Here is an 18,589-nt window from a genome sequence, read left to right as displayed (position 1 = left end):
CGGTAACCGGGAGTTCATGCAATCAGGATCTTGGACCTGGATGCGCTTTGTTGATGAGCACCTTCGGACCAATCCGCCGTCCGCCTTCCTGCAATTGCCTTCACCGCCCGCACCAGTTCCTCCTCCGGTTTGGCGTACGGAATCCGCAGCCAGCCGTCGGCGCCGCCTTCCACGCTGAAGACCGGGCCGGGGACGAGGTGGATGCCGCTGCGTTCCATGTCGGCGCACAGGCGGGTGGCGCTGCCGTGGGGCAACTGCACCCACAGGGTCAGGCCGCCGGCGGGGACGCGGAAGCGCCAGTCCGGCAGGTGTTCACGCAGCGCGGCGATCAGCGCGTCGCGGCGCTGGCGCAGTTGCTCGCGGCGATTGGCGAGGATGTCCGGTTGGGCCAGCAGTTCGGCGACGACCAGTTGATCGAACAGCGAGCTGCCGAGATCGAACTGCACGCGGGCGTTGATCAGGCGGCGGATCAGCGGGCGTGGCGCGCGGATCCAGCCCACGCGCAGGCCGCCCCAGAACATCTTGGACGCGCTGCCCAGGGTGATGGCGTCGGTGGCAAGCGCGGCGAAGGGCGCGGGCATCGGCGCGTCGGACAGCGCGGTGGCTTGCAGGGTTTCGTCGACGATGGCGGTGGTGCGGGCGTCGCGCAACGCGGCGGCGTAGCGCGCGCGCATGGCGTCGTCCATCAGGAAGCCGGTGGGATTCTGGAAATCGGGAATCAAGTAGGCCAGGTGCGGCGAGGTCTGTCGCAGGGTGGCCTCGATGCCGTCCAGATCCCAGCCCTGCTCGCCCAGCGGATCGGCCAGGGGCGAACTGATCAGCTTGCCGCCGCCCAGCCGCAGTGCTTCGATGGCGTTGGAATACACCGGTGATTCGAGCATCACCCGATCCCCCGGACGCGACAGCGCACGCGCGGTGATGGCCAGCGCCGACAGCGCGCCGCTGGTGATGATGATCTGTTCCGGCGCCGTTGGCAGGCCGCGCCGCGCATACGAATCGGCGATCATCGCCTGCAGGCCGGGTAGCCCCGAGGGCAGGTAGCCGTCGCTGCACAGATACGAAGGCAGCGCGGCGAGGGCGCGTTCGTACGCGGCGGCGACGCCCGGCGTGGCGGCGCCGGCGGCGCAGTTCAGATCGATGGCGCCATCGATCGCCGGATTCGTGCCCAGCGCGTGCAGGGCGTGATCATGCGCGCGCCGGCGATCCACCGGCACCGTGGCGAACGTGCCCGCGCCCTGTCGCGCGGTGGCGAAGCCGGCGGCGATCAGGTCGGCGTAGGCGCGGGTGACGGTATTGCGCGAGACGCCCAGCGCGAGGGTGACCGCGCGCTCGCTGGGCAGACGGGTGCCCAAGGGGATGCGCCCGTCGCCAATCAGTTCCTGCAGGGCCTGGCACAGCCCCCGGTAGGCGGGGGAGCGGTTGAACTCGCCGACCAGGGTGGCGAGGCGTTCGGGAGCCAGCGTGCGATTCATGGGGCCACTATCGCACGATTGGCTCTATGGAAAAGGGCCAATTACCTTCAAGGTGGCCCCATGGCGACGATCTCCCCCTCCTCGGGCCTGTCCAATCTCGGCCCCCTCGCGCAGCTCAAGGCCGGGCGCCTGCCCGAACGGCTGTTCCGGCTGCTGGTCGGCCTGTGGCTGTACGGCCTGGCCATCGCCCTGATGGTGAAGGGGGCCATCGGCGCTTCACCGTGGGACGTGTTCCATCTGGGCCTGTCGCTGCATCTGCCGGTCTCCTTCGGCGTGGTGATGATCATCACCGCGGTGGTGGTGTTGCTGGGCTGGATTCCGCTGCGGCAGATGCCGGGCCTGGGCACCGTCGCCAACAGCCTGCTGCTGGGGCCGTTCGCCGATATCAGTCTGGCGATGCTCGGCACGCCGGAGAGCCTGTGGCTGCGCATCGCCTACATGCTGGGTGGCGTGGTGACCTGCGCCTTCGCGACCGCGCTGTATGTCGGCGCGCAACTGGGGCCGGGCCCGCGCGACGGCTTGATGACCGGACTGTCGCGTCGCACCGGCTGGTCGATCCGCAAGGTGCGCACGATCATCGAAGTCACCGTGCTCATCGTCGGCGTATTGCTGGGTGGCGTCGTCGGCGTGGGCACGGTGATCTTCGCTCTGGGCGTTGGGCCGTTGACCCAGTTCTTCCTGCGTTATCTGGTGGTGCGGCTGGATGATCCCGACACGCGCACCGCCTTGCCGGAGGAAGCGTGATGAACGCGAACGTGCTCCGCTACAGCGCCTTCACCACGGATCCGGCCGGCGGCAATCCCGCCGGAGTCGTGCTGGATGCGCGCGGCCTGCCGGAAGCGGACATGCAGCGCATCGCCGCCGAGGTGGGCTATTCGGAAACCGCCTTTCTGCTGCCGCGCGAGGATGGCACGTTCGAGGTGCGCTACTTCAGTCCGCTGGCCGAGGTGCCGTTCTGCGGACATGCCACCATCGCCGCGACCGTCGCGCATGCCGAGGCATACGGTGCGGGCGAGAAGGTGCTGCAAGCACGCGCTGGACGCGTGCGCGTGCAGGTGGATGAGCAGTTCACCGCGACGCTGACCAGCGTCGAGCCGCGCATGGCGCCGCTGGATCCGGACGATCTGGATCGCCTGCTCGCCGTCCTGCACTGGCATCGCGATGAACTGGCCCCCGCACTGGCGCCGGCCGTCGCCTACGCCGGCGCGTGGCATCCGATCATCGCCGTGTCCACCCGCGACCGCCTGGCGCGGCTGGATTACGATTTCGGCGCGCTTTCCGGACTCATGGCCCAACACGACTGGACCACCGTGAACCTGATCTGGCGCGCGGATGCCGATACGTTCCACGCGCGCAATCCATTTCCACCCGGCGGCGTGGTGGAGGACCCGGCCACGGGCGCCGCCGCCGCCGCGCTGGGTGCGTATCTGGCGCACAACGAGGCATTGCCCGTGGATCGCGTTTTCCGGGTTCACCAGGGCGATGATCTCGGGCGGCCAAGCCGGATCAGGGTGACGGTGCCGGAGGATCCGCGCGAGGGAATTCGTGTCAGCGGTACAGCGGTGAGGATCACGGGCACCGCAACCCGGGCAGGCTGATTCGACGCTCAGATCGCGCGGCCGGTCGGTGACCGGGACGATCGCGGACGTCTGAAACCGCCGCGATGGCAAGTGGAAATACGGCATAAGCACATTCGTCGCGGCCATCACGCGCGTGGTCGCGTGGCGATATCCTTGCGATTCCCAGTGAAGCCGTTGCACGCCCGGCGCCTGCGTCGGATGCCTTCCGCCACCGCGCGCAGGCGACGCAAGCCGGATGACGCGGTTGTCGTTGTCATCCGGATATCGCATGTCGAAACAGGTTCATGGGCCGTGCTCGCCGCTGCGCTGCCTCTCCCACCAGCGGCGAGCGCGGCTCACCCGCAAGCCGTTGCCATGGACGGATGAACGGCGGCGCTTCTTCTCCCTGCCCGCGCGCAGCCGGAATCCCGTTGGCCGGGCGCATTTGACAGCCGGCGGGGACAGGCTATCGTGGCGCTCCCTGCCGCGTACCGGCCAAGCCCGGCGGCACCTCCGCACTCCCACGTTCCTGCGGGCGGGTGATCGCTCTCCCGCCAGGCCCACGGCGCCATGATCCAGTTCAAGAACATCAGCAAGTCCTTCGCCACGCCCGGCGGCGAAACCGTGGCGCTACGACCACTGGATCTGGAGATCCGGCAGGGCGAGATCTTCGGCATCATCGGCCAGTCCGGCGCCGGCAAATCGACCCTGCTGCGCCTGATCAACGGCCTGGAGCGGCCCACGCAGGGCCAGGTGCTGGTGGAAGGGCAGGACATCGCGGCGCTGCCGGATCCGGAGCTGCGCGCCGCGCGCCGACGCATCGGCATGATCTTCCAGCACTTCAACCTGCTGTCGTCGCAGACCGTGGCGAACAACGTGGCGTTCCCGCTGCAACTGGCCGGCATGAAGCGTGCGGAGATCGAACAGCGGGTCGCGCAACTGCTGGAGCGCGTTGGCCTGCAGGCACTGGCGGATCGTTATCCGGCCCAGTTGTCCGGTGGGCAGAAGCAGCGCGTGGGCATCGCGCGCGCGCTCGCCACCCAGCCACACCTGCTGCTGTGCGATGAGGCCACCAGCGCGCTGGATCCGCAGACCACGCAATCGATCCTGCGGCTGCTGGCGGATCTGAATCGCGAACTCGGACTGACCATCGTGCTGATCACCCACGAGATGGAAGTGGTGCGCAGCATCTGCCATCGCGTGGCGGTGCTGGATGCGGGGCAACTGGTGGAGACCGGGCCGGTGACGCAGGTGTTCCTGCATCCGGCCCATCCGACCACGCGGCAGTTCGTGGTCGATGCCGAACACCTGGACGAGGACGAACAGCGCCGCGCGCTGGACGCGGTGCCCGGCCGCATCCTGCGCCTGACCTTTCTCGGCAGCGATACCTATCGGCCATTGCTCGGCCAGGTCGCGCGCCAGACCGGCGTGGACTACACCATCCTGGGGGGCCGCATCGGTCGCATCCGCGATACGCCGTATGGCCAGCTCACCATCGCCATGACCGAGGGCGATGCTGACGCCGCCACCACCGGCCTGCAACAGGCCGGCGTCGACGTCGAGGTGCTGCGCGCATGATCACGCTGGCAACCGTGCTGGGACTGGATCCGGCCAAGTGGGGCGAAGTGCTGGTGGCGAGCGGGGATACCCTGCTGATGCTCGCGGGGGCGCTGCCGTTGACACTGCTGCTGGGCCTGCCGCTGGGCGTGCTGCTGTTCCTCAGCGACAAGCGCCAGCGCCTGGAAAACCGCTGGCTGCATGCCGCGCTGGCGCTGCTGGTCAACCTGGTGCGCTCGGCGCCCTTCATCATCCTGATGATCGTGTTGATCCCGGTGACGCTGAGCCTGGTGGGCACTTCGCTGGGCGTGCGCGGGGCGATCCTGCCGCTGGTGGTGGGCGCGGTGCCGTTCTATGCGCGGCTGGTCGAAACGGCGCTGCGGGAAGTCCATCCAGGCGTCATCGAAGCCAGCGAGGCGATGGGCGCCACCACCTGGCAACTGGTGCGGCGCGTGCTGCTGCCGGAATCCATGCCGGGCCTGCTGGCGGGAGCGACGGTCACCGCGGTGGCCCTGATCGGCTTCACCGCGATGGGCGGTGCCATCGGTTCCGGCGGCCTGGGCGATCTGGCGTATCGTGATGGCTATCTGCGATCGCAGACGTCGGTGGCGGTGATCACCGTCGCGCTGCTGCTGATCATCGTCCAGTTGTTGCAATGGCTGGGCGACAGCCTGGTCCGGCGGTTCAACCGCCGCTGATTCCTTTTTCCTCTCCCTGGTATTTCCCCATGAAGAAGTTGCTGCTCCCGTTGTCGCTGCTGCTGCTGACCCTGGCAGCCTGCAAGCCGGCGGCGAAGTCCGACGATACCCTGACCATCGCCGCCACCGCCGTGCCGCACGCGGAAATCCTGGAGGTGGTCAAGCCGCTGCTGGCCAAGGACGGCGTGAAGCTGGAAGTACGCGTGTTCAACGACTACGTGCAGCCCAACGACCAGGTCGTGCAGGGCCAGATCGACGTGAACTACTTCCAGACCGAGCCCTATCTGAAAGCCTACAACCAGGATCGCGGCACGAAGCTGGAAACCTACATTGGCGTGCACATCGAACCGTTCGGCGCTTACTCCCGCCGCTACAAGTCGCTGGATGCGCTACCCGCGGGCGCGGACGTGGTGATTCCCAACGATCCGAGCAACAACAGCCGCGCGCTGATCCTGCTGCATCGCGCCGGCGTCATCCAGCTCAAGGATCCGTCCAACCAGATGGCGACCCTGCGCGACATCACCGCCAATCCGAAGCAGCTGAAGTTCCGCGAACTCGACGCCGCGATGCTGCCGCGCGTGCTGGAACAGGTCGATCTGGCACTGATCAACACCAACTACGCGCTGGATGCCGGCCTGCAGCCGACCCGCGACGCCCTCGCCATCGAGGACGCGAAGTCGCCTTACGTGAACTTCCTGGTTGGCCGCCCGGAGCTGCGCGACGACCCGCGGGTGAAGAAGCTGGAAGCCGCATTGACCAGCCCGGCCGTGCGCGAATTCATCCAGAAGAAATACCAGGGCGCGGTGCTGCCGGCGTTCTGATCATGCGATCCCGGCCCGCGCCGTTTCCGGCGACGGTAACAATGGACTTCGTTGTCTGGTGTGGGAGCAGGAGAGAGCGACTTGCCGGATGAGGACGTGTCGCACGTGCAGACGGGAGAGCCCTTGAATTGGGCGCGTATCACCCGGTACGCGATCCTGATGTTCCTGGTCGACTTCTCCATCGGCTTGGCTGAAGGCATGTTCGTGCCCGCTGCCTCCGACAAGGATACGGTGATACACCAGACGGCCATTGGCCTTGTGATCATGGCATCGGTGGACTTCCTGATATTCGCCCACCTGGCCTGTCGCCAACGCGAGCGCCGCCTGCAGCACGCGGCACTCGTATTCCTGTTGATGTCGGGCATCGCGCAGGCGTTCAGTGTGGTGATCGGGTTGTGGCTCCCGTCAACACAGCCTGCTCTGCTCACCGTCTTGTATGTCGCGGCATCCATGCTGGGAGCGTTGCTTGGAACGTTGGCGGGATACCTCGCCAGCGCCCGCCGGCAGGCGGGCAGCTAGCGACATGGTTGGCTCGGTTGCCGCGGTACGCCTACCGTAACCGAGACCCTTGCCTAGACCCGACCGAACACCAGCGTGGCGTTGGTGCCACCGAAGCCGAAGCTGTTGGACATCACCGTGTCCAGCTTCGCGTCGCGGCTCTCGCGCACGATGGGGAAGCCCTCGGCGCGCGGATCCGGCGTATCGACGTTCGCCGAGCCGGCGATGAAGCCGTCGCGCATCATCAGCAGGCAGTAGATTGCTTCGTGCACGCTGGCCGCGCCGAGCGAATGGCCGGACAGCGCCTTGGTCGAGGACAGCGGCGGCACCGCATCGCCGAACACGCTGCGCACGGCATCGAGTTCCACCACGTCGCCCAGCGGCGTCGAGGTGCCGTGGGTGTTGAGGTAGTCCACCGGCTTGTCCACGCCCTCCAGGGCCATCTGCATGCAGCGCACCGCGCCTTCGCCGGAGGGCGCGACCATGTCGGCACCGTCGGATGTGACGCCGTAGCCGAGCAGTTCGGCATGGATGCGCGCGCCACGCCTCACCGCGTGGTCGTAGTCTTCGAGCACCAGCATGCCGCCACCGCCGGCGATGACGAAGCCGTCGCGATCGGCGTCATACGGGCGCGAGGCGCGGGTCGGATCCTCGTTGCGCTGGCTGGACAACGCGCCCATGGCGTCGAACATCATCGTCAGCGCCCAGTGCAGCTCCTCGCCGCCGCCGGCGAACACGATGTCCTGGCGGCCGGCGTGGATCAGATCCGCCGCCGCGCCGATGCAGTGCGCGGAGGTTGCACACGCGGCCGACAGCGAGTAACTCACGCCCTTGATCTTGTACGCGGTGGCCAGCGTGGCCGAGACGGTGGAGCACATCGTGCGCGGCACCATGTACGGGCCGACCTTGCGGATGCCGCGCTGGCGCAGCAGATCCGCCGCCTCGATCTGCCATTCGGCCGATCCGCCGCCGGAACCGGCGATCAAGCCCGTGCGCGGCTGGCTGACCAATGCCTCGTCCAGGCCGGCATCGGCGATGGCGTCGCGCATCGCCAGATAGGCATACGCGGCGGCGTCGCCCATGAAGCGCTTCTGCTTGCGATCGATCAGCGCTTCCAGATCAAGCTCCGGCGCGCCGCCGACCTGGCTGCGGAAACCGAGTTCTGCGTACTGCGGCAGATGGCGGATGCCGGAGCGACCTTCGCGCAGCGCGGCGGAAACGGTGTTGGAATCATTGCCCAGGCAGGAAGTGATGCCCAGGCCGGTGATGACGACGCGGCGCATGCTCAGAACGCCTCCGTGGAGGTGAACAGGCCCACGCGCAGATCGCGCGCGGTGTAGATCTCGCGGCCATCGACCAGCATGCGACCGTCGGCCACGGCCAGCACCAGCTTGCGGTTGATCACGCGGCTGATGTCGATTTCATAGCTCACCCGCTTCGCGGTGGGCAGCACCTGGCCGGTGAATTTCACCTCGCCGGTGCCGAGCGCGCGACCGCGTCCGGGTGCGCCGATCCAGGTGAGATAGAAACCGGTGAGCTGCCACAGCGCGTCCAGGCCCAGGCAGCCGGGCATCACCGGGTCGCCGAGGAAATGGCACTTGAAGAACCACAGGTCCGGATGGATATCCAGTTCCGCCCGCACCATGCCCTTGCCGTGCGCGCCGCCGTCCTCGCGGATCTCGGTGATGCGATCGAACATCAGCATCGGGTCGTTGGGGAGGCGGCCGGCGTCCGGGCCGAACAGTTCGCCGCGGGCGCTGGCCAGCAGCTGATCCCGGGTAAAGGAAGCGGGGGATTTCATGCGTGATCCGACAGGTCAGGAACCAGAATAATGCACAATTGTGCATACAGCTGTATTGACGCAGATCAGCCCTGCCTTTCCGTACGCCGGCGTAGGCGGGCGAAGAACGAGGCGGCGCTTGGATTTGCGCGGATGCGCATTGTCCGGTCGGATACCTTCGGATACCGCATCCGCCGGCGTACGGTGCGCAAACTGCGCGATCCGCGAGTGCGTTGTGGTTCGGGTCGAGTTTGTCCCTGCTGCCGCGTCCAGGACTACACACGCTCGCGGGAGTCTAGCCTTCGCGCGACTGGCTGATCCGGAACACGTGTCCGTCCGGATGGCGCACATGCATCTCGCGCACGCCCCAGGGTTCGTCCGTCGGCGGCCAGGTCACTTCGATGCCGTTCGCCAGGCAGGTGCGATGGATGCTGTCCACGTCGTCGACCCAGATGGACATCCACACGCCGCCGGTTTCCACGTGGGGACCGGCGGGATCCTGGCGATGTCCCTGGCCGTCCAGGCACATGAAGATCTCGCACTCGCCGGAACCGACCGAACCGAAGGTGGGCGGACTGCCCCAGTCCCAGCATTTCTCCCAGCCCAATGCCTTGAACCAGGCGAAGCTCTTTTCCATGTCCGAGACGTTGAGGATCGGGGTGATGTGTTTGGCGTGCATGGGGCGGGGATTCGGGATTCGGGATTGGGGATGACCGGCCTTACGGCCGTCGAAAGCCGGGATTCGGCAGAAGCATGGCAGCTTTTGCCTCCCCTTTGACCAGCCACTCGGCTGTTGAAAGCGGAAAAGGGGGCGGGCACCTGCGAAGCGGGTGACAGGGGATTTTGCTTTTGGTGCGAAGAGCCAATCCCCCTTAGTCCCCCTTTTTCAAAGGGGGAGGAAAAGCCGGATGACTGCCGAGGTAGAGGCAAGAGCCAGATGGTCATTCCGGGGAAACGACCACCGCCTGATCAGCCCCCTTGAAAAAGGGGGCGGGCGCCTGCGAAGCAGGTGACGGGGGATTTTGCTTTTGGTGCGAAGAGCCAATCCCCCTTAGTCCCCCTTAGTCCCCCTTTTTCAAAGGGGGAGGAAAAGCCGGATGACTGCCGAGGGAGAGGCAAGAGCCAGATGGTTGTTCCGGGGAAACGGCCACCGCCTGATCAGCCCCCTTTGAAAAAGGGGGCGGGCGCCTGCGAAGCAGGTGACGGGGGATTTTGCTTTTGGTGCGAAGAGCCAATCCCCTTAGTCCCCCTTTTTCAAAGGGGGAGGAAAAGCCGGATGACTGCCGAGGGAGAGGCAAGAGCCAGATGGTTATTCCGGGGAAACGACCACCGCCTGATCAGCCCCCTTTGAAAAAGGGGGCGGGGCGCCTGCGAAGCAGGTGACAGGGGATTTTGCTTTTGGTGCGAAGAGCCAATCCCCCTTAGTCCCCCTTTTTCAAAGGGGGAGGAAAAGCCGGATGACTGCCGAGGGAGAGGCAAGAGCCAGATGGTTATTCCGGGGAAACGGCCACCGCCTGATCAGCCCCCTTTGAAAAAGGGGGCGGGCGCCTGCGAAGCAGGTGACGGGGGATTGACCAGCCATTCGGCTGTTGAGGAGCGCTTGCTCTTCGCGCCAAAACCAAATCCCCCTCAATCCCCATTTTTCGCTTTCAACAGCCCGATGGCTGGTCAAGGGGCTGAGTCGGCTTCAATCGTGCCGCAGCGCCGCGATGGGATCCAACTGTGCAGCTTGTCGTGCCGGATATACACCGAAGGCCAGGCCGACCAGTGCGCAGAAGCCGGCCGAAAGCAGGATCGGCAGCGGTGCCCAGGCGACCTGCCAGCCGGCGAACATCGCGATCAGGTAGGCCAGCACGCCGCCAAACACCAGGCCGAGCACCGCGCCGGTGATGCAGATGACCGTGGCCTCGCGCAGGAACTGGGCGATCACGTCGCGCCGGCGCGCGCCGAGCGCGCGCAGCAGGCCGATTTCGCGGCGCCGCTCCAGCACGTTGGCCAGCATGATGTTCATGATGCCGATGCCGCCGACCAGCAGGCTGACGCCGGCGATCGCGCCCATCACCACCTGGAAGATGCGCTGGGTCTGCTGGTGCTGCTGGAACAGCTGTTGCGGCACGATCAACTGGTAATCCGCCATGCCGGCGTGGCGCTGATCCAGCACGGCCGCGAGCACGCCGGCACCGGCCGCCAGCCGGTTCGGGTCGTCCAGGCGCAGCAGGAACCGATCCACTTCGTCCTCCTGCGGCTGGAAACGGAAACGGGCGCGGGCGCTCGCCAGCGGCACGTAGATATGGTTGCTCTCCGAGCCCAGTTGCACGCCCTCGAAACTGTCCTGGCCCAGATCGCGATCGGCGAGTACGCCGATCACTTCCAGCCAGACGTGGTTGACCTTGATCAGTCCGCCGACCGCGTTGCCTTTGGGAAACAGGTCCGCGGCGGCCTGGTGGCCGAGCACGGCCACTGCCGACAGCCTGGCTTCGTCCTCGGCACTGAAAGCGCGGCCATCGCGGATACGCAGCGAGGACAGGCCGAACCAGTCGGCGCTGACGCCGCTGGCCTGCGCATCGCTGCGGCCGGTATCGCTGAACACGGTATGGGTGCGGATGGTCTTCTCGGCGGCATGGCGTTCGGCGCCGGGCACGACACCGCGCGCGGCTTCGGCATCGGCCACGGTCAGGCCGAGGCTGCGCTCGCGTGTCTCCTTCAGCGTGTCCTCATCCTGCTGCTTGGCCTCGGCAATCAGGTTGTGCAGGCCCAGGCCTTCCACCAGTCGCAGCGCCTCGCGGCGGCTGCCTTCGCCGACCGCCTGCATCGCCACGATCGCGCCGACGCCGAAGATCATGCCGAGCAGGGTCAGCAGGGTGCGCAGGCGTCGTCGCCACAGTTCCTCCACGGCCTCGCGCCAGACGGTCGGCAGGCGGTTGAACAGTCCCTTCAGCGGAGCGCCACTCATGCTTTCTTTTCCTGCGTGTCGTCGGCGCCGTCACCAGCCGGAGCGGTGTCCTTGCCGGCGTCCTTCGCGTCGTCCTTGGCATCGTCACCCGGTGCGGGTACTTCGACCTGCGACAGGCGCACCTGATCGCCCGGTTCCAGTCCGGACAACACCTGCGAGCGCGCAGTGCCGCGCACGCCCAGCTTCACCTCGCGGGCGACGTAGTCGCCGCCCTGGCGCAGTCGCACCCAGTGCCGGCCGTCGCGCTGTTCGATGGCGACATTGGGCACGGCCATCGCGTCCTTCGCATCCAGCAGCACCACGGTGGCATCGAAGCGCTGGCCGGGCAGCAGGCGGTAGCGTTCCACCGCGGTGGTGGGAACCGGCGCGCGCATCGACAGATACTTCACCGGGCTCTCGCGGTTGCGGACCTTGGCGGCGCTGGCCACCCACGACAGCTTGCTCTCGATGCGCTGATCCGGGCGTCCGAGCGGGTTGAGCACCACCGTATCGCCGACCTGCACCCCCTGCGCCTCGATCTGCGGAAGGTCGATCTCCACTTCCATCGCGCCGGTGTCCGGCAGGTTGCCGAACTCGAATCCGGCGCGCAGGTTGGCGCCGACCATGGGTTTGTCGCCCGACCAGTTGGCCGACAGCATCAGTACGCCGTCATTGGGCGCGCGCAGCTCCAGGGCGTCCAGATCCGACTTGCGACTCTGGGCGTTGATGTCGAAGGTCGCGCGCTGCGCGTCCAGCACCGCCATTTCCGCTTCGCCGCGCACGCCGGATTGATCGCGCTGCCATTGCAGCGTGCCCTGGCGCACTTGCAGGTACTCCTTGTCCTCGATGGCGTCGAGCACCTGGTTGCGCGCCACGGTGCTCAGATCCGCCTCGGCGTAGCGCTGGGCGATGCCCAGCTGCACGGCGACCTGTGAGAGGTCCACTTCCACCCGGCCGAGCGCGGAGGCCAGATCGCCTTCCTTCGCGATCCGCGCCAGCGCGTTGCGCTGCAGATCGATCATCGCCTGGGCCAACTGCTGCTCGCCATCGGGCGAGATGAAGCGCGCCAGCAGATCGCCCTTCTTCACCAGCGAACCTTCCGGCAGCATCCATTCCACCTGCCGCGCGCTCCAGTTCTGCCCGGGCACCATCAGCGGCGTGGGCTTGGCCGAACGCAGTTCGCCTTCGCCGCGCACGGCGATGCGCAGCTGTCCCGGCGCGACGGTTTCGGTGGCGACCGGTGCCTCGGACTTGCCGCAGGCGGCCAGTGCGCAGGCGAGGGCCAGCACCAGGCCGGCTTGTCGAAACGGGGTCATTTGGCACCTCCGGCGACGTCGGGCACGGTCAACTCCACCCGCACCGCCTGGCCGGGCCGCAGTTTCGCCTTGGCGTCGTCCAGCCGGATTTCCAGATCGAGGATGGGCACCGGCTGCACCTGCGATTTGCTGCGCACCGCACGGCCGATGCTGGCGACCTTGCCGTGGTGGACGCTGCCGCCGCCACCCTCGATCACGATCCGCGCGGGCACACCCACCTTCACCCGCTGCAGATCGCGTTCCGGCAGCTGCGCGCGCACCGCCAGGGTGGTGGGATCGGGAATCTCGGCCACGGTCTGGCCGCGCCAGACCTGCGAGCCGACGTCGAATTTCTCTCCGTTCCAGCTGCTCTTGTGCATGATCACGCCGTCGCGCGGCGCCGGCAGGTTGAGCGCGGCGATCGAGGATTGCAGGCGGGTCACGTCGGCCTGCGCCTGCTGCAGTTCCGAATTCACCAGCCGCAATTCCTGCTTGCGCTGTTCGGCGGCGGCGCGTTCGGCGACCTGGGCCAGGGCGGCGAGCCGTTCGGTGCGGCGACGCTCCTCGACCAGCTTGTCGTATTCCAGCGCGGCGATCAGTTCCCGCGGCTGTTCGGTCTTGCGGCGCGCCTTGTCGTGCTTGGCTTCCGCCTCGGCGGTGGTCAGCCGCTGGCTGCGCTCGCGTTCGGCCAGATCCAGGCTGAGGTTTTCCAGCGTGCGCTTCTTTTCCTGCAGCAGGCTCTGCTTTTCGCTCAGCTGGCGGACCAGATCGCTGGTGTCGAAGGCCACCACGACGTCGCCCTTCTTCACCGAGCTGCCGTCCGGCGCCAGCTGGGTGACGTTGAACTGCCACATGCGATCCACCGATGGCGGCATCAGCTGCGAGCTGCGCTGCGCGTAGACCTCGCCGTCGACGCGCAGGGTGGCGGCATGGGCAACCGGCAGCATGCACGCCAGGGCCAGCGGGATCAGGGCATTGCGCAGGGCATTGAATCGAGCAGGTTTCATCGGCCCTTGCCTCCGTTCGCGGTGGCGGCCGGCGGCCGGACGATGATCCGAACGCTCATGCCGGGCATCAGCGCCAGCGAACCCGAGTCCAGGGTGACGTCGACGGTGAAGTAGCGGCCCTCGCCCCATTCGGGCCGGCGTTCGGGCGCGCCGGAAATGAATTCGATGCGGCCCGGGACGCGCTTGCCGGGCAGGGCGTCGAAACTCAGGTCCACCGGCTGGCCCACCTTCAGGTCGCGCCGATCCGGTTCCAGCGCCCAGGCGCGCACGTTCATGCGTCCGCTGCTGACCACCTCGCCCGCCTTGCTGCCGGGCATGGTCGAGGAACCTTCGTCGATGCGCCCGCCGATCCAGTTGTTGTTGAAGCCGTGCACGACCACGCCATCGCGATCGGCCTTGACCTCGGAGGTCCGCACCATCGCGGTGTGGTAGTCGCGCTCCAGTTCCAGCTTGCGCACCTGCAACTGGCCGTCGCTGACAGCGCGCTGCACGGCGGCGCGCGCGGCGTCCAGTTGCTTGCGCTTGAGCGCGGCCTCGCGGGTGGTGCGATCCAGATCGCCCTGGTAGCGGTCGTAGTCCAGCGCGGAAATCAGTTCGCGCGGGATGCGCGCGTCCAGCTTCGCGGTGGCCAGTTCGGCTTCGGCATCGACCAGTTCGGTTTCGGCCTGCACGGCCTTGACCTGCAATTCGGCCACGTCCTTGGCGTTCTTGGCCAGGGCCTGTTCGATCTCCGCTTCGAGATCGGGAATGCGGCTGGCGGACTGGCCCGGATCGATGCGCAGGACCACGTCGCCCTTCTTCACCCGTTCGCCCTCGGGCACGTAGTAGCGGATCACCACCGGCGAACTGTTCGACTGCGGGGTGAGGATCTGTTGCGCGTCGATCGCGCGCACCTCGCCGGTGAGCACGACCGCCTGCGCGGATGCGCCCAACGCGGCCAGGCACAGGCCGGCCAGCAGGGACCTACTGCAACGCGTCATGCTCGACCCTCCCGTCGCGCAGCTTGACCTGGCGCGGCGCGCGCGCGGCGATGTCGTTGTCGTGGGTGACCAGCACGACGGTCTGGCCACCGGCATGGACTTCGTCGATCAGCGCCAGCACGTCGGCGGCGCTGCGCGAATCCAGGTTGCCGGTGGGCTCGTCGGCGAGCAGCAGCGCCGGTTGCAGCAGCAGGGCGCGGGCGATGGCGGCACGCTGCATCTGGCCGCCGGACAATTCGCTGGGCCGGTGGTCGCGGCGTTCGGCCAGGCCGACCCTGTCCAGCAGCGCCATCGCGCGGTCGCGGGTGCCGGCCGGCGGCTGGCGATGGAAGCGCAGCGGCAGCAGCACGTTCTCCAGCACGGTCAGGCGCGGCAGCAGGTGGAAACTCTGGAACACGAAGCCGATGCGCCGGTTGCGCAGGTCGGAGCTGGCCTCGTCGTCGAACGTGGCCACGTCACGGCCCTCGAACAGGTAGCGTCCCGCGTTCGGATGGTCCAGGCAGCCGAGGATGTTCAGCAGGCTGGATTTGCCGGACCCCGATGGGCCGGTGATGGCGACGAACTCGCCGCCGTCGATGCGCAGGTCCACGCCTGCCAGCGCTTTCACGGTCTGCCCGCTCATGGCGTAGTGGCGCTGCACGCCATGCAGTTCAATCATTCCCGCTCCCTCGATGCCCCCGAATCGCAACCGACCGCCGCCGGGCGGGAAAGGTTCCCCTCTACCGCGCGGTGCTGCATCGGTGCCGCCCGACGTCCCGTTCCAGTCCGCTATTTCAGCGGACCGGCGCCGGGCGGCAAGTATCTTTGGTCATGGGCCACGCGTGCAGGGCGAGGTCCATGCGCAAGCCGTCGGGAAGCGGGGCTTTCGTATTCAGGGCGACGGATGCGCGATCCGGTCCTGCGCCATGAATGCCTGGACCCGGGCGCAGGCCCAGGACAGGCCCGCGCAGGCCAGGCCGATCAGGATCCAGCCGCTGGCCGTCTGGCCCAGCGCCTGCTGAAACAATGCCCAGACCTCGGCGCCGTAGCGCACGCCCACGATGCCCAGCACGATCACCAGCGTGATCGCCAGCCAGCGCGACAGCAGGCGTTCGATGCCGGCCTCGCGAACGGCGACCTGGCGGGCGACCGACGCCGCGAAATCCATCGGCGGCCCGCTGCGTGGACGCGAGCGCACGGCGCGGGCGACGACGCGGTAGTCGTGCGCGAGTGCTTCCAGTCCGGCGTCATCGGCCTGATTGGCGGCACGCAGGCCACGTTCCTGCTGTTCCCATTCGCTGGCGTCGAAGGCGGGCTCGGGAGGCGTGCCGGGAGGAAAGGTATTCTTGTCGCGGCGGTTCATGCGGGAACTCCGATGCGGGCTTCCAGAATCTCCCGCAACCGTTTACGGCTGCGGAACAGGTGGCTCTTGATCGTGCCTTCGGCCAGTCCGGTGGAACGGGCGATGTCGCCGATGGGCATTTCTTCCAGATGGTAGAGCGTGAGCAGCATGCGCTGCAGCGGCGGCAGGGCGTCGATGGCGGCGTGCAGATGCGCCTGCATGTCCTCGTCGGCCGTCGCCGTCTCCAGGTCGAAGCCGTCGCTGACCCGTTCGGCCGGGGCCAGGCCGTCCTCGTTGTCATGGATATCGGCCAGCGGCAGGCGCTTGCGCTCGATGTGCCGCAGCGCCACCGAACAGGCCACCTGCGCCACCCACGACTTCAGGGCGCTCTCGCCGCGATATTGGTGCAGCGATCGGTGGATGCGCAGGAACACTTCCTGGCACAGCTCGCGGGTATCGTCCGGGTGCCGCACGATATCGTCCACGATGCGCCAGCACAGTCCCTGGTAGGTCCGCACCAGCTGTTCGAAGGCGCCGCGCCGGCCCGCCAGCACGGCCTCGACCAGATCGCGGTCGGCCCGCGGGGCGGTAGCAGCGTCGGCGGCGGTGGTGGACGGGGCGGGCATCGGCATAGGGATACGCCGGAGGGGCGAGCGGTTGCAACCGGCAGAAGTGCAACCGGCGGACCATCGGCCGTATCCCAATCGACAACCCATCCCTCCCGGTAACCGTCATGAACTTCGAACTGCTCATCCCCATCACCCTGATCATCGGCATCGTCTATTCCATCAAGACGGTGGTGGATGCCTACACGCGCCGCCGGGTCATCGAATCGCGCGGTTCCGAGGAACTGGTGCGCTCGCTGCTGGAGGGTGAAACCACCCGCCGCCGCCAGGCCTCGCTGCACTGGGGCTGTGTGATGCTGGCGCTGGCGCTGGGCTTCGCCGGGGTGGAACTGATCGGCGCCGAGGAGATCACGCCCGGCACCATCGCCCTGCTGCTGGGCGCCACCGGTCTGGGCAACATCGCCTACTACCTGCTGGAACGCCGCGTCCGCTGATCCGGCTTCCGCCGCCGCGACGACGCGGCGGCGTCTCTTCCCTTCATCGGAAAACGACCATGAAGCACCTCCTGGCGGCCGTCGCCGTCTGGGTCGCGACCCTCCCTGCCCCGGTGTCCGCCGCCGAACCGGATTTCGCGCCGCTGTCCCGCCTCATCCAGCAGACCAAGGACGCCACCGGGCATCCCTCCGGCACCGCGGTCGCGGTGGTGAAGGACGGCAAGGTGATCTACGAGGGTTATTTCGGCGAGGCGGACATCGCCGCGCGCACGCCGGTGACCCGCGACACCGTGTTCTACATCGCCTCGGCGACCAAGCCGTTCTTCGCCCTCAACGCATTGCTCAAGGAAGACGCCGGGCAACTGGACATGCGCCTGTCGATGCGGGAAATGTTTCCGGGCCTGCGCTTCACCGGCTTCGATGCGGGCGCGGTGACCCTGGGCGATCTGCTGGTCCATGGCTCCGGCGTGGACAATCCGCCGCTGGTCTGGGCAACCGCGTTCAGCGGCGTGCACGATGCGGCGTCGCGGCGCGCGCTGGTGGAAGTATCGACGGCCGATCCGGAAGCGGCGCACGGCACCTTCAAGTACACCAACGTGGGCTACAACATCGCCAGCGTCTGGATGGATGCGCGGTTCGGCACGCCGTGGCAGGCGCAGCTGGAGAGTGCGATCTTCCAGCCGCTGGGCATGCGCCACACCACCGCCTGGATCAGCCGCGCGCAGGCCGCCGGCTGGCGCCTGGCCAAGCCCTACTCGCTCGCCTCCGAGGATCCGCGCGCGCCGCTGTACCTGACCAAGTCCGACGACACCATGCAGGCGGCGGGCGGGCTGGTCTCCACCGCGCCGGATCTCGCGCGGTTCCTGCTGGCGCAGTTTCCGGATGCGCGCGCCGGCGGCCTCTCGGCGGCGACGATCCTGCGTTCGCACCAGACCCGGATCGGGCTGGAGGCGAAATACCAGGATTTCCAGCGCAGCGGTTATGCCTGGGGCTGGTACACCGGCCCTTACAAGGGCCGGACGATGCTGCACCACTTCGGCGGCTTCGCCGGCTTCCACGCCCACCTGTCGTTCATGCCGGCGGAAGGCATCGGCCTGGTCGTGCTCAACAACGAGGACGTACTGGGCGCGCAGCTGACCAACCTGATCGCCAATCACGTGTACGGCCTGCTGCTCGGCGAAGCGGAGATCAGCGCGGATTCCGAACGCCGGTTCACCGAGCTGCAGGCCAAGGCGCAGGCGTTCCGGCGCGGCACGCTCGCCAGGCGCGAGGAGATCCGCGCGCGCGCCTGGCATCTCTCGCTTCCGCGTGATGGCTATGTCGGCACTTATCGCCATGACCTGCTGGGCGACATGGTCGTTGCCCCGGAAGGCGCCGACGGCCTGCGCATCCGCTGGGGCCGGCTGGATGCGGTGGCGACCGGCGCCGGGCAGCCGGATCAGGTGCGCATCGAATTCGTGCCCAACAGCGGGCAACTGCTGGCTTTCACGATGAAGGACGCGCGGGTCGAGTCGATTGCGTTCGACGGCATGGTGTTCCGCAAGACGAACGGCGCGGCGGCAGTGGAGGGTTCCAGGCCGGCGGCGGCCTCGCCGCGCTGACCGGCGTC

Annotated in this window: 19 protein-coding genes; 8 read left to right on the top strand and 11 right to left on the bottom strand. The window is 67.6% G+C overall.

The genetic code is table 11. The features are described 5' to 3' along the window. Positions 1-14: 14 nt before the first annotated feature. Positions 15-1,472: a PLP-dependent aminotransferase family protein gene (locus FG323_RS09665; RefSeq protein WP_141454305.1), complete on the bottom strand. Its 1,458-nt coding sequence runs from the start codon at positions 1,470-1,472 to the stop codon at positions 15-17. Positions 1,473-1,532: 60 nt separating this feature from the next. Between FG323_RS09665 and FG323_RS19675 the strand changes: the two genes are divergently transcribed. The 6 genes from FG323_RS19675 (at position 1,533) to FG323_RS09635 (ending at position 6,626) form a co-directional block, all read left to right on the top strand. Then, positions 1,533-2,216 carry a hypothetical protein gene (locus tag FG323_RS19675; protein WP_181444155.1) on the top strand — a complete coding sequence of 228 codons (684 nt, stop codon included), beginning with the start codon at positions 1,533-1,535 and terminating at the stop codon, positions 2,214-2,216. Next, the gene (locus FG323_RS09655; RefSeq protein ID WP_141454304.1) at positions 2,216-3,070 is read left to right on the top strand and encodes a PhzF family phenazine biosynthesis isomerase; all 855 of its coding nucleotides are present in this window, start codon (positions 2,216-2,218) and stop codon (positions 3,068-3,070) included. Before FG323_RS19675 ends, FG323_RS09655 begins: the two co-directional genes overlap by 1 nt. A gap of 531 nt (positions 3,071-3,601) precedes the next feature. After that, positions 3,602-4,609: a methionine ABC transporter ATP-binding protein gene (locus FG323_RS09650; RefSeq protein WP_141454303.1), complete on the top strand. Its 1,008-nt coding sequence runs from the start codon at positions 3,602-3,604 to the stop codon at positions 4,607-4,609. After that, positions 4,606-5,286 carry a methionine ABC transporter permease gene (locus FG323_RS09645; protein WP_141454302.1) on the top strand — a complete coding sequence of 227 codons (681 nt, stop codon included), beginning with the start codon at positions 4,606-4,608 and terminating at the stop codon, positions 5,284-5,286. The genes FG323_RS09650 and FG323_RS09645 overlap by 4 nt, the downstream gene beginning before the upstream one ends. Positions 5,287-5,315: 29 nt before the next feature. After that, complete coding sequence (locus FG323_RS09640; RefSeq protein ID WP_141454301.1) at positions 5,316-6,107, top strand: MetQ/NlpA family ABC transporter substrate-binding protein; 792 nt, start codon at positions 5,316-5,318, stop codon at positions 6,105-6,107. A gap of 96 nt (positions 6,108-6,203) precedes the next feature. Further along, a complete protein-coding gene (locus tag FG323_RS09635; protein ID WP_141454300.1) occupies positions 6,204-6,626 on the top strand; it encodes a hypothetical protein in 423 nt (140 codons plus the stop codon). A 53-nt stretch (positions 6,627-6,679) separates the two neighbouring features. Here the strand turns inward: FG323_RS09635 and fabB are convergent, their stop codons facing one another. From fabB to FG323_RS09585, 10 genes are all read right to left on the bottom strand, one after another. Continuing rightward, positions 6,680-7,888, bottom strand: a complete 1,209-nt coding sequence (gene fabB, locus FG323_RS09630) for a beta-ketoacyl-ACP synthase I (RefSeq protein WP_141454299.1) — start codon at positions 7,886-7,888, stop codon at positions 6,680-6,682. Between the two features lie 2 nt (positions 7,889-7,890). After that, entirely contained in the window at positions 7,891-8,406 is a 516-nt protein-coding gene (gene fabA / locus FG323_RS09625; protein ID WP_141454298.1) for a 3-hydroxyacyl-[acyl-carrier-protein] dehydratase FabA, read from the bottom strand. 274 nt (positions 8,407-8,680) lie between these two features. Then, positions 8,681-9,064 (bottom strand): bleomycin resistance family protein, encoded by a 384-nt coding sequence (locus FG323_RS09620; protein WP_141454297.1) that lies wholly within the window; start codon positions 9,062-9,064, stop codon positions 8,681-8,683. 1,008 nt (positions 9,065-10,072) lie between these two features. Continuing rightward, a complete protein-coding gene (locus tag FG323_RS09615; RefSeq protein WP_141454296.1) occupies positions 10,073-11,338 on the bottom strand; it encodes an ABC transporter permease in 1,266 nt (421 codons plus the stop codon). Beyond that, complete coding sequence (locus FG323_RS09610; protein ID WP_181444154.1) at positions 11,335-12,633, bottom strand: hypothetical protein; 1,299 nt, start codon at positions 12,631-12,633, stop codon at positions 11,335-11,337. Before FG323_RS09610 ends, FG323_RS09615 begins: the two co-directional genes overlap by 4 nt. After that, positions 12,630-13,619: an HlyD family efflux transporter periplasmic adaptor subunit gene (locus FG323_RS09605; RefSeq protein WP_141454295.1), complete on the bottom strand. Its 990-nt coding sequence runs from the start codon at positions 13,617-13,619 to the stop codon at positions 12,630-12,632. The genes FG323_RS09610 and FG323_RS09605 overlap by 4 nt, the downstream gene beginning before the upstream one ends. Further along, positions 13,616-14,599, bottom strand: coding sequence for an HlyD family efflux transporter periplasmic adaptor subunit (locus FG323_RS09600; protein ID WP_181444153.1), 984 nt, complete (start codon positions 14,597-14,599; stop codon positions 13,616-13,618). Before FG323_RS09600 ends, FG323_RS09605 begins: the two co-directional genes overlap by 4 nt. After that, on the bottom strand, positions 14,583-15,257 hold the full coding sequence (locus FG323_RS09595) for an ABC transporter ATP-binding protein (protein ID WP_141454293.1): 675 nt from the start codon (positions 15,255-15,257) through the stop codon (positions 14,583-14,585). The genes FG323_RS09600 and FG323_RS09595 overlap by 17 nt, the downstream gene beginning before the upstream one ends. Before the next feature lie 213 nt (positions 15,258-15,470). Then, positions 15,471-15,941 carry a hypothetical protein gene (locus FG323_RS09590; protein WP_141454292.1) on the bottom strand — a complete coding sequence of 157 codons (471 nt, stop codon included), beginning with the start codon at positions 15,939-15,941 and terminating at the stop codon, positions 15,471-15,473. Continuing rightward, positions 15,938-16,552, bottom strand: a complete 615-nt coding sequence (locus FG323_RS09585) for a sigma-70 family RNA polymerase sigma factor (protein ID WP_249889499.1) — start codon at positions 16,550-16,552, stop codon at positions 15,938-15,940. Before FG323_RS09585 ends, FG323_RS09590 begins: the two co-directional genes overlap by 4 nt. 101 nt (positions 16,553-16,653) lie before the next feature. Here FG323_RS09585 and FG323_RS09580 point away from each other — a divergent pair, with 101 nt between their 5' ends. Together FG323_RS09580 and FG323_RS09575 are read left to right on the top strand one after the other, a co-directional pair. Beyond that, entirely contained in the window at positions 16,654-16,980 is a 327-nt protein-coding gene (locus FG323_RS09580; RefSeq protein WP_141454291.1) for a hypothetical protein, read from the top strand. Positions 16,981-17,039: 59 nt separating this feature from the next. Next, positions 17,040-18,581, top strand: a complete 1,542-nt coding sequence (locus tag FG323_RS09575; RefSeq protein WP_141454290.1) for a serine hydrolase domain-containing protein — start codon at positions 17,040-17,042, stop codon at positions 18,579-18,581. Positions 18,582-18,589 lie beyond the last annotated feature (8 nt).

This window comes from Pseudoxanthomonas sp. z9, from assembly GCF_006542425.1.
Lineage (GTDB): Bacteria > Pseudomonadota > Gammaproteobacteria > Xanthomonadales > Xanthomonadaceae > Pseudoxanthomonas_A.
This window is presented reverse-complemented; position numbering and strand designations above follow the sequence as displayed.

What these genes read in the sequence shown, in the direction of transcription:
- FG323_RS09665 (WP_141454305.1), bottom strand. Translation starts at nt 1,472, where the DNA reads ATGAATCGCACGCTGGCTCCCGAACGCCTCGCCACCCTGGTCGGCGAG.
- FG323_RS19675 (WP_181444155.1), top strand. Translation starts at nt 1,533, where the DNA reads ATGGCGACGATCTCCCCCTCCTCGGGCCTGTCCAATCTCGGCCCCCTC.
- FG323_RS09655 (WP_141454304.1), top strand. Translation starts at nt 2,216, where the DNA reads ATGAACGCGAACGTGCTCCGCTACAGCGCCTTCACCACGGATCCGGCC.
- FG323_RS09650 (WP_141454303.1), top strand. Translation starts at nt 3,602, where the DNA reads ATGATCCAGTTCAAGAACATCAGCAAGTCCTTCGCCACGCCCGGCGGC.
- FG323_RS09645 (WP_141454302.1), top strand. Translation starts at nt 4,606, where the DNA reads ATGATCACGCTGGCAACCGTGCTGGGACTGGATCCGGCCAAGTGGGGC.
- FG323_RS09640 (WP_141454301.1), top strand. Translation starts at nt 5,316, where the DNA reads ATGAAGAAGTTGCTGCTCCCGTTGTCGCTGCTGCTGCTGACCCTGGCA.
- fabB (WP_141454299.1), bottom strand. Translation starts at nt 7,888, where the DNA reads ATGCGCCGCGTCGTCATCACCGGCCTGGGCATCACTTCCTGCCTGGGC.
- fabA (WP_141454298.1), bottom strand. Translation starts at nt 8,406, where the DNA reads ATGAAATCCCCCGCTTCCTTTACCCGGGATCAGCTGCTGGCCAGCGCC.
- FG323_RS09620 (WP_141454297.1), bottom strand. Translation starts at nt 9,064, where the DNA reads ATGCACGCCAAACACATCACCCCGATCCTCAACGTCTCGGACATGGAA.
- FG323_RS09615 (WP_141454296.1), bottom strand. Translation starts at nt 11,338, where the DNA reads ATGAGTGGCGCTCCGCTGAAGGGACTGTTCAACCGCCTGCCGACCGTC.
- FG323_RS09610 (WP_181444154.1), bottom strand. Translation starts at nt 12,633, where the DNA reads ATGACCCCGTTTCGACAAGCCGGCCTGGTGCTGGCCCTCGCCTGCGCA.
- FG323_RS09605 (WP_141454295.1), bottom strand. Translation starts at nt 13,619, where the DNA reads ATGAAACCTGCTCGATTCAATGCCCTGCGCAATGCCCTGATCCCGCTG.
- FG323_RS09600 (WP_181444153.1), bottom strand. Translation starts at nt 14,599, where the DNA reads ATGACGCGTTGCAGTAGGTCCCTGCTGGCCGGCCTGTGCCTGGCCGCG.
- FG323_RS09595 (WP_141454293.1), bottom strand. Translation starts at nt 15,257, where the DNA reads ATGATTGAACTGCATGGCGTGCAGCGCCACTACGCCATGAGCGGGCAG.
- FG323_RS09590 (WP_141454292.1), bottom strand. Translation starts at nt 15,941, where the DNA reads ATGAACCGCCGCGACAAGAATACCTTTCCTCCCGGCACGCCTCCCGAG.
- FG323_RS09585 (WP_249889499.1), bottom strand. Translation starts at nt 16,552, where the DNA reads ATGCCGATGCCCGCCCCGTCCACCACCGCCGCCGACGCTGCTACCGCC.
- FG323_RS09580 (WP_141454291.1), top strand. Translation starts at nt 16,654, where the DNA reads ATGAACTTCGAACTGCTCATCCCCATCACCCTGATCATCGGCATCGTC.
- FG323_RS09575 (WP_141454290.1), top strand. Translation starts at nt 17,040, where the DNA reads ATGAAGCACCTCCTGGCGGCCGTCGCCGTCTGGGTCGCGACCCTCCCT.